Annotated in this window: 9 protein-coding genes; 5 read left to right on the top strand and 4 right to left on the bottom strand. The window is 61.2% G+C overall.

What is annotated here, in order from left to right:
• Together T18_RS27555 and betA are read left to right on the top strand one after the other, a co-directional pair.
• The coding region (locus tag T18_RS27555; protein ID WP_323455194.1) for an aldehyde dehydrogenase family protein at positions 1 to 504 on the top strand (504 nt) is incomplete at its 5' end.
• A gap of 67 nt (positions 505 to 571) precedes the next feature.
• Positions 572 to 2,221: a choline dehydrogenase gene (betA, locus tag T18_RS05295; RefSeq protein WP_038490153.1), complete on the top strand. Its 1,650-nt coding sequence runs from the start codon at positions 572 to 574 to the stop codon at positions 2,219 to 2,221.
• 3 nt (positions 2,222 to 2,224) lie between these two features.
• On the opposite strand, the gene T18_RS05290 is transcribed toward betA, so the two are convergent.
• Positions 2,225 to 2,524 carry a type II toxin-antitoxin system RelE/ParE family toxin gene (locus T18_RS05290; RefSeq protein WP_003511881.1) on the bottom strand — a complete coding sequence of 100 codons (300 nt, stop codon included), beginning with the start codon at positions 2,522 to 2,524 and terminating at the stop codon, positions 2,225 to 2,227.
• Complete coding sequence (locus T18_RS05285) at positions 2,521 to 2,793, bottom strand: YlcI/YnfO family protein (RefSeq protein WP_003511882.1); 273 nt, start codon at positions 2,791 to 2,793, stop codon at positions 2,521 to 2,523. Before T18_RS05285 ends, T18_RS05290 begins: the two co-directional genes overlap by 4 nt.
• Positions 2,794 to 2,939: 146 nt before the next feature.
• Between T18_RS05285 and T18_RS05280 the strand changes: the two genes are divergently transcribed.
• Positions 2,940 to 4,283: a chloride channel protein gene (locus tag T18_RS05280; protein ID WP_038490156.1), complete on the top strand. Its 1,344-nt coding sequence runs from the start codon at positions 2,940 to 2,942 to the stop codon at positions 4,281 to 4,283.
• A gap of 7 nt (positions 4,284 to 4,290) precedes the next feature.
• Here T18_RS05280 and T18_RS05275 read toward each other — a convergent pair whose 3' ends face one another.
• The gene (locus T18_RS05275) at positions 4,291 to 5,043 is read right to left on the bottom strand and encodes a DUF3750 domain-containing protein (protein ID WP_003511884.1); all 753 of its coding nucleotides are present in this window, start codon (positions 5,041 to 5,043) and stop codon (positions 4,291 to 4,293) included.
• A gap of 73 nt (positions 5,044 to 5,116) precedes the next feature.
• Here T18_RS05275 and T18_RS05270 point away from each other — a divergent pair, with 73 nt between their 5' ends.
• On the top strand, positions 5,117 to 6,109 hold the full coding sequence (locus T18_RS05270; protein WP_038490160.1) for an asparaginase: 993 nt from the start codon (positions 5,117 to 5,119) through the stop codon (positions 6,107 to 6,109).
• 245 nt (positions 6,110 to 6,354) lie between these two features.
• Positions 6,355 to 6,975: a glutathione S-transferase family protein gene (locus T18_RS05265; RefSeq protein WP_038490163.1), complete on the top strand. Its 621-nt coding sequence runs from the start codon at positions 6,355 to 6,357 to the stop codon at positions 6,973 to 6,975.
• Positions 6,976 to 7,073: 98 nt separating this feature from the next.
• On the opposite strand, the gene T18_RS27550 is transcribed toward T18_RS05265, so the two are convergent.
• Positions 7,074 to 7,260: glutathione binding-like protein (locus T18_RS27550; protein WP_323455193.1), on the bottom strand; the 187-nt coding region annotated here is incomplete at its 5' end.

Genomic DNA, 7,260 nt, shown 5'->3' with positions numbered 1-7,260 from the left:
ACCCATCTCGGCCCGCTGGTCTCCAAAGCCCAGCAGGAAAAGGTGCTTGGCTATATCGAAAAGGGCAAGGCGGAGGGTGCGACGCTGGTAACCGGCGGCGGCATTCCCAACAATGTTGCAGGCGAGGGCGCCTATGTGCAGCCGACCGTGTTTGCCGATGTCACTGATGACATGACAATCGCGCGCGAGGAAATCTTCGGCCCGGTCATGTGCGTGCTGGATTTCGATGATGAGGATGAGGTTCTCGCCCGCGCCAACGCCACCGAATTCGGCCTTGCCGGCGGCGTCTTCACCGCCGATCTCGCCCGCGCTCATCGCGTGGTCGACCAGCTGGAGGCGGGCACGCTGTGGATCAACACCTACAATCTCTGCCCGGTGGAAATCCCATTCGGCGGCTCCAAGCAGTCTGGTTTCGGGCGCGAGAATTCGGCGGCGGCGCTGGAGCATTATAGCGAGCTGAAGACGGTTTATGTGAGCACGGGAAAGGTGGACGCGCCTTATTGAGTTTCAGAAGGGGGTAAGCCCCAGCCGGAAATAGTCATCGGAACCAAAGCCCCAGGTGGAGCAAACAATGCAAGCAGATTACGTCATCGTCGGTTCCGGTTCCGCAGGCTCAGCCATCGCCTATCGCCTGTCGGAAGACGGCCGTTATTCGGTGATTGTCATTGAGGCTGGCGGCTCGGATTTCGGGCCTTTCATCCAGATGCCGGCCGCACTGGCCTGGCCGATGAGTATGAAGCGCTACAATTGGGGCTATCTCTCCGAACCCGAACCGAACCTCGACAATCGCCGCATCACCGCCCCACGCGGCAAGGTCATCGGCGGTTCGTCCTCCATTAACGGCCTTGTTTACGTGCGCGGCCATGCCGAGGATTTCAACCGCTGGGAGGAATTGGGCGCGCATGGCTGGGCCTATGCGGATGTGCTGCCTTATTTCAAGCGCATGGAACACAGCCATGGCGGCGAAGAGGGGTGGCGCGGCACGGATGGGCCGCTGCATGTTCAGCGCGGGCCGGTCAGCAATCCGCTGTTCCACGCCTTCATTCAGGCTGGCGCGCAGGCAGGCTTCGAGCTGACAGACGACTATAACGGCTCCAAACAGGAAGGTTTCGGCCTGATGGAGCAGACCATCCATAATGGCCGCCGCTGGTCCGCCGCCAATGCCTACCTGAAGCCGGCGCTGAAGCGCGGTAATGTCACGCTGGTCAATGGCTTCGCCCGCAAGGTCGTCATCGAGAACGGCCGTGCCGTCGGCGTCGAAATCGAGCGCAGGGGCGGGGTGGAAACCATCAGGGCCGATCGTGAGGTCATCGTCTCGGCATCGTCTTTCAATTCGCCGAAATTGCTGATGCTTTCGGGCATCGGGCCTGCCGCTCATCTGAAGGACATGGGCATAGAGGTTAAGGCGGATCGGCCGGGTGTGGGTGCAAACCTTCAGGACCATATGGAGTTTTATTTCCAGCAGGTCTCCACCAAGCCGGTGTCGCTTTACTCCTGGCTGCCCTGGTTCTGGCAGGGGGTCGCGGGTGCGCAATGGCTGCTGTCGAAAGGCGGGTTAGGGGCCTCCAACCAGTTCGAGGCCTGCGCCTTCCTGCGTTCAGCGCCCGGCCTGAAACAGCCTGACATCCAGTACCATTTCCTGCCCGTCGCCATCTCCTATGATGGCAAGGCTGCTGCGAAAAGCCATGGTTTTCAGGCACATGTCGGCTACAACCTGTCGAAGTCGCGCGGCAATGTCACGCTGCGTTCCGCCGATCCGCATGACGACCCGGTCATCCGCTTCAACTATATGAGCCACCCGGAAGACTGGGAAAAATTCCGCCATTGCGTGCGCCTCACGCGCGAGATTTTCGGCCAGAAAGCCTTTGACGATTTTCGCGGGCCGGAAATCCAACCGGGCGAAAAGGTGGAGACGGACGAACAGATCGACGCCTTCCTGCGCGAACATCTGGAAAGCGCCTATCACCCCTGCGGCACCTGCCGGATGGGCGACAGGAACGACCCCATGGCGGTCGTTGATCCCGAATGCCGGGTGATCGGCGTGGAGGGGCTGCGGGTCGCCGACAGCTCGATCTTCCCGCATGTGACCTATGGTAATCTGAATGGCCCGTCGATCATGACGGGCGAAAAGGCGGCGGACCACATCCTTGGCAAAACCCCGCTGCCGCGCTCCAATCAGGAGCCGTGGGTAAACCCGCGCGCGGCCGTCAGCGACCGGTGAGGATCAATGGTAATCGTCCTCGCGCTGGTGGCGAACGGCGGCAATGGTGACTGTTTCCGGGCCGTCGATGCGGAACAGCACGATATAGCCGGATGACCCGAACGGCACGAGGAGTTCACGTATCAGCCCGTTTTCAGAAGATGCCTTACGGCAACTGAAGGGAAAATCGCTGAGAATGTCTAATCCTGCTCTTATGGCGTGAATGGCCTTCTCGGCCACATTGATGTCGTATGCGATCAGAAAATCATAGATGCGATCGAAATCCGCCAGTGCCTCTTCGGTATAACGAAGCTGATATGTCATTTCCGTTTCGCGGCTTTCGCAGCATCGAGTTTTCTTTGCATCATCGAAAGAACATCGTCGGTGCTATAATAGACACCGGTGCGCTCCGCTTGTTCGAGCGACGCCAGCCCGCGCGCAATGAATTCCGCCTGCGATTTGCGGATTTCCACCTGCCTGCGGACCGAATCCTCGACAAATGACGATAGTGTCTCGCCGTCTTTCAGAACGCTTTCTGCCGCCTCGCGGAAATCCGCCGTTACACGCAGCGAAGGCAAAGTTGCGGTTTTCATCTTTTCTCTCCATGCGTTGCATTTGCGATGCGCAGCTTCTGCCATCTGTCGCAACGAGTCAAATGCAAAACTTGCAATCGCCGGCTGGCAGGCAGATAAACGGGTTTCCCGTCTGCTAAATACCAAAACCACCGATCTGGATCCCCATGCCCGTCGACTACAAAAAGCTGAAGATGCTCCGCCGTTCCCGTGTTGTGTGGGGTTCATGGCGGGTGTGGAAGCCGAGGGCAGTATTCTGGATCGGCGCGATTGCGGTAGGCCTTATCAGCGTCGGTTTTGCCTGGGCGGCGGATCGCGCCCAGCATCTTTTCTTCTCGGCAACATCTTCCGGCGAATGGGCGTTTCTGCTGCCGCTTGTCGTGACGCCGCTCGGTTTCACGCTGTGCGCCTGGCTGGCGCTGACGGTTTTTCCCAATGCTGGCGGCAGCGGCATTCCCCAGGCCATCGCCGCGCGGCACCTACGTGACGACGCGGATCGTTCGCGGCTCCTGTCGCTGAAACTCGCTTTCGGCAAGGTCGCGCTGACGGTCGTCGGGCTTTTGTCCGGTGCGTCGATCGGGAGAGAGGGGCCAACCGTGCAGGTCGGGGCCTCGATCATGCTTCAGGCGGCGCGCTGGGGCGGCATGGCACAGGCAAAGGGTCTTATTCTTGCCGGATCAGCGGCGGGTATTGCGGCAGCGTTCAACACACCGCTGGCCGGCATCGTGTTTGCCATCGAGGAAATGAGCAAGACCTACGAATCCCGGGCAAACGGCCTCGTCCTTACCGCCGTCATCCTGTCCGGCCTTGCCTCGCTGGCGCTGGTCGGCAGCTATACTTACTTTGGCACCAGTTCCGTCATGGCGAAAACCATGATGGACTGGCTGCTTGTACTGGTCTGCGGCATTGGCGGCGGTGCGTTCGGCGCGCTGTTCAGCGCGGGGGCGCTGCGCCTGTCCGCGCGCATCCGGCGCTTCGCCCAGGCCATGCCGTCAAGGCGCATGCTGGCGGTTGCCGCCGCCTGCGGCCTTGCCTCCGCCGTCATCGGTATTGCAACTGATGGCGCGACCTTCGGAACGGGTTACGAACAGGCGCGCGCCGCAATCGAGGGCCAGGCCGCACCGGCCTTCTTCTTCATCGAAAAGCTGGCGGCCACGTTTCTGGCGATGATGTCGGGCATTCCGGGCGGTATATTCGCGCCGTCGCTGTCCGTGGGCGCGGGCTTTGGCAGTACGATGGCGACTTTGCTGGGTACGAGCATCGGCCTTGGCGCCATTGTCGGCATGGCGGGATATTTCGCGGGCGTGGTGCAGGCCCCCATGACGGCTTTCGTGATCATCCTCGAAATGACCGGCAATCATGACGGCGTCATCCCCATCATGGTGGCATCGATGCTGGGATATCTAACCTCCCGGCTTTTCTCCCGGGAGCCGCTCTATCACGGCCTGTCGCGTGTTTTTATTGCCCAGAGCATCCGCGCCAAACGCGCAGCACACTCCGCTGAGACCTGACCCGACTTTACGCGCGGATACCCGCTACTCCGAAATAGCCAAGTCCCGGTATCTTCACGCCGGGCCGGCTGAAATCGAAACCCGCGACGAGGCCGAGGAAATTGACCTCGAAGCCGCTGCGTGCGCCGGCCGAAATGCCGAACAACCCGCCAAGCGAGAGGCTCGCATCCTTCCAGTCGTCGGCGACGTGGTAAAACGCGCCGTTGGGCAGATAGTCGCGGCCCACCGCGTCTGATGGCAGAACCACACCGAGCTCCGGCACGCTGCGCAGCACATGGGCAACGAAAGTGTTGGAGTTGGGACCGGGATAGATACGATAGCCGCCCGGTTTGCCATAGGGATAGTCGGCAATCGCCTGTTCGATCTTCGGGATCAGTTTTTCCGCTGCCGCCCCATGAATGGCCACCACCTGACGCGGCGTGTTGGAATACCAATAGGCATCCGCCGGATAGCCATTGTGGCGTATCGGCATTCCCCAGCCCACCTTGTCGTAGCGATCGTAGGCCGTCGCGCCCGGCTTTTTCAGCACGATCCAGGCATGGCTGGCGACGGAGCCTTTAAAGCCACCGGTCATGGCGGAAAAAACGTAAACCGCCGCCTGCCGGTCGGCACCTGCTTGCGGCAGGGTGCCGGAGGAAGACCAGCGCGCATCACGCCAGCCCTGCGGGTGATCCCTCATGGCCCACAACCCCGCCGATGCCAGAGCTGGCAGCAGATAGATGATGGCAATCGCCAGCAGCAGACGTTTTGCAAATTTCACTGATAGCCCCGTGCATCGAAAAATCAATTGCGCTATCAACGACATAAAATCAGAACTTTTTGAGGCCGCAAAAATGAACAATTCCGTTACCGTCGAAGTCCTCAGGGGCAGTCTGGTCGAAAGCCGCCACCAGGGTCTTGCAGTGGTGGTGGATGGCGATGGTGGCGTCGTGTTTTCAGCTGGTGATGTCGAGCGTGGCGTCTTCCCGCGTTCTGCCTGCAAGGCCATGCAGGCGCTGCCGCTGGTGGAAAGCGGCGCGGCGGATGCCTATGGCTTCGGCGATCGCGAGCTGGCGCTTGCCTGCTCTTCCCATTCCGGCGAGGATGAACACGCGGCGCTCGCCGCCTCCATGCTCGCAAGGGCAGGCAGGGATGTGGATACGCTGGAATGCGGCGCGCACTGGTCTTCCGACCAGAAGACCATCATCCATCAGGCCCGCACGCTGGAAAAGCCGACGGCGCTTCACAATAATTGCTCCGGCAAGCACTCCGGCTTCATCTGCGCCTGCTGTCACACAGGCACCGACCCCAAGGGCTATGTCGGTTACGACCACCCCCTGCAGCGGGAAATCCGCGCGACGATGGAAGGCCTGACGGGTGCGACGCTTGGCCATGACAATTGCGGCGTGGACGGTTGCTCGATCCCCACTTATGCCGTGCCGCTCAAGGGTCTGGCGCATGGTTTTGCCAAGATGGCGACGGGCAGGGGGCTGGAGGCCGGGCGCGCGCAAGCCTCCCGCCGGCTCTTTGACGCCTGCATGGCGGAACCCTTTTACGTGGCGGGCACTGGCCGCACCTGCACCAGGCTGATGCAGATCGCGCCGGGCAGGATTTTCGCCAAGACCGGCGCAGAAGGCGTGTTCGTGGCCGCACTGCCGGAAAAGGGCATCGCCATGGCGGTGAAATGCGAAGACGGCACGACGCGTGCGGCCGAAGCGATGATTGCCGCAATGCTGGCGAAATATTTCGATGGCGCCGAGAACGAGGCGCTGCTTGCCATGGCAAACCGGCAGATGCGCAACTGGAACGGCATCCACGTCGGCGATATCCGGGTTGTCGGCCTCTAGAGGCATCTCCTGTAAAACTGCGCTGCGGCTTTACTTCCGGACCATGCGTAAAGATAAAAAATAAGGCGCGCGGTATGCCTTCGGTTAAACGCGACACGCTTCAGAAATAACCTTTGACGCGGCCCGCTGCCGGCAGGATGATGGATTGCCCTTGCATGTGATGGTCTGCCAGATCGCCGCCGCAGGGGCTGGCGTCTGCACGCGAGGAGGTGGGCGCCCCTCATTGCCCTGGAGGTTGCATATCCATGTTCACACTGTTTTTCTCCCCCGGTTCCTGCTCCCGCGCCAGCCATATAGTGCTTGAGGAATCCGGCCTGCCTTACACGGCCCATCGCGTCAACTTCGCCGAGGGCGAGCAGCGCTCCGAGGCATTCCTGAAGATCAACCCGAAAGGCCGCGTGCCAGCGCTGGCAACGGCAAGCGGGGTGCTGACGGAAACGCCTGCCATCCTCGCCTTCATTGCGCAGATGGCTCCGGAGAAGAAACTCGCCCCACTCGACGATCCCTTCGAATTCGCCCTGATGCAAGCCTTCAACGCCTTCCTTTCCTCCACGGTGCATGTCGCCCATGCGCATGGCCGGCGCGGCAGCCGCTGGGCGAGCGAGGATAGTTCCCTGGCGGATATGAAAGCGAAGGTGCCGCAGACCATGACCGATTGTTTCGAACTGATCGAGCACGGCATGCTGCACGGCCCATGGGTCTTGGGCACCGCCTATTCGGTCGCCGATCCCTATCTATTCGTCATGTCCGGCTGGTTGGAAAGCGACGGCGTGGATATCGCCCGCTTCCCGAAGGTGCATGATCACTTCAAGCGCATGAACGAGCGCCCGGCCGTGCAGCGGGCGCTGGCGGGTGAGAAGGGGTGATGTGCTAAAAAGCTTGCTTCGTCATCCTCGGGCTTGTCCCGAGGATGACGTCGAGTGCGGAGATAGGTCTGCCAACTATCCCCAGCTACTGCCTTCGTTCACGCCGCCTCGGCGGCCCGGCTGTCCCACATGGACTTGAATGCCGTGCGGGCCTGGCAGCGCTCCAGCCAGGCTTTCAGCGCCGGATGGGCGTCAAACAGCGGCTGGTGGCCCTGCGCGTAACGGACGATCTCCGCCACGTTGAGATCGGCGACGGTGAAACGGTCGCCTACCAGATAATCGTGG

This window comes from Rhizobium sp. TBD182, assembly GCF_001950375.1.
GTDB classification, from domain to species: Bacteria; Pseudomonadota; Alphaproteobacteria; order Rhizobiales; family Rhizobiaceae; genus Agrobacterium; species Agrobacterium tumefaciens.
The sequence above is the reverse complement of the archived record's forward strand: the minus strand, read 5'-3'. Positions and strand labels throughout refer to the sequence as shown.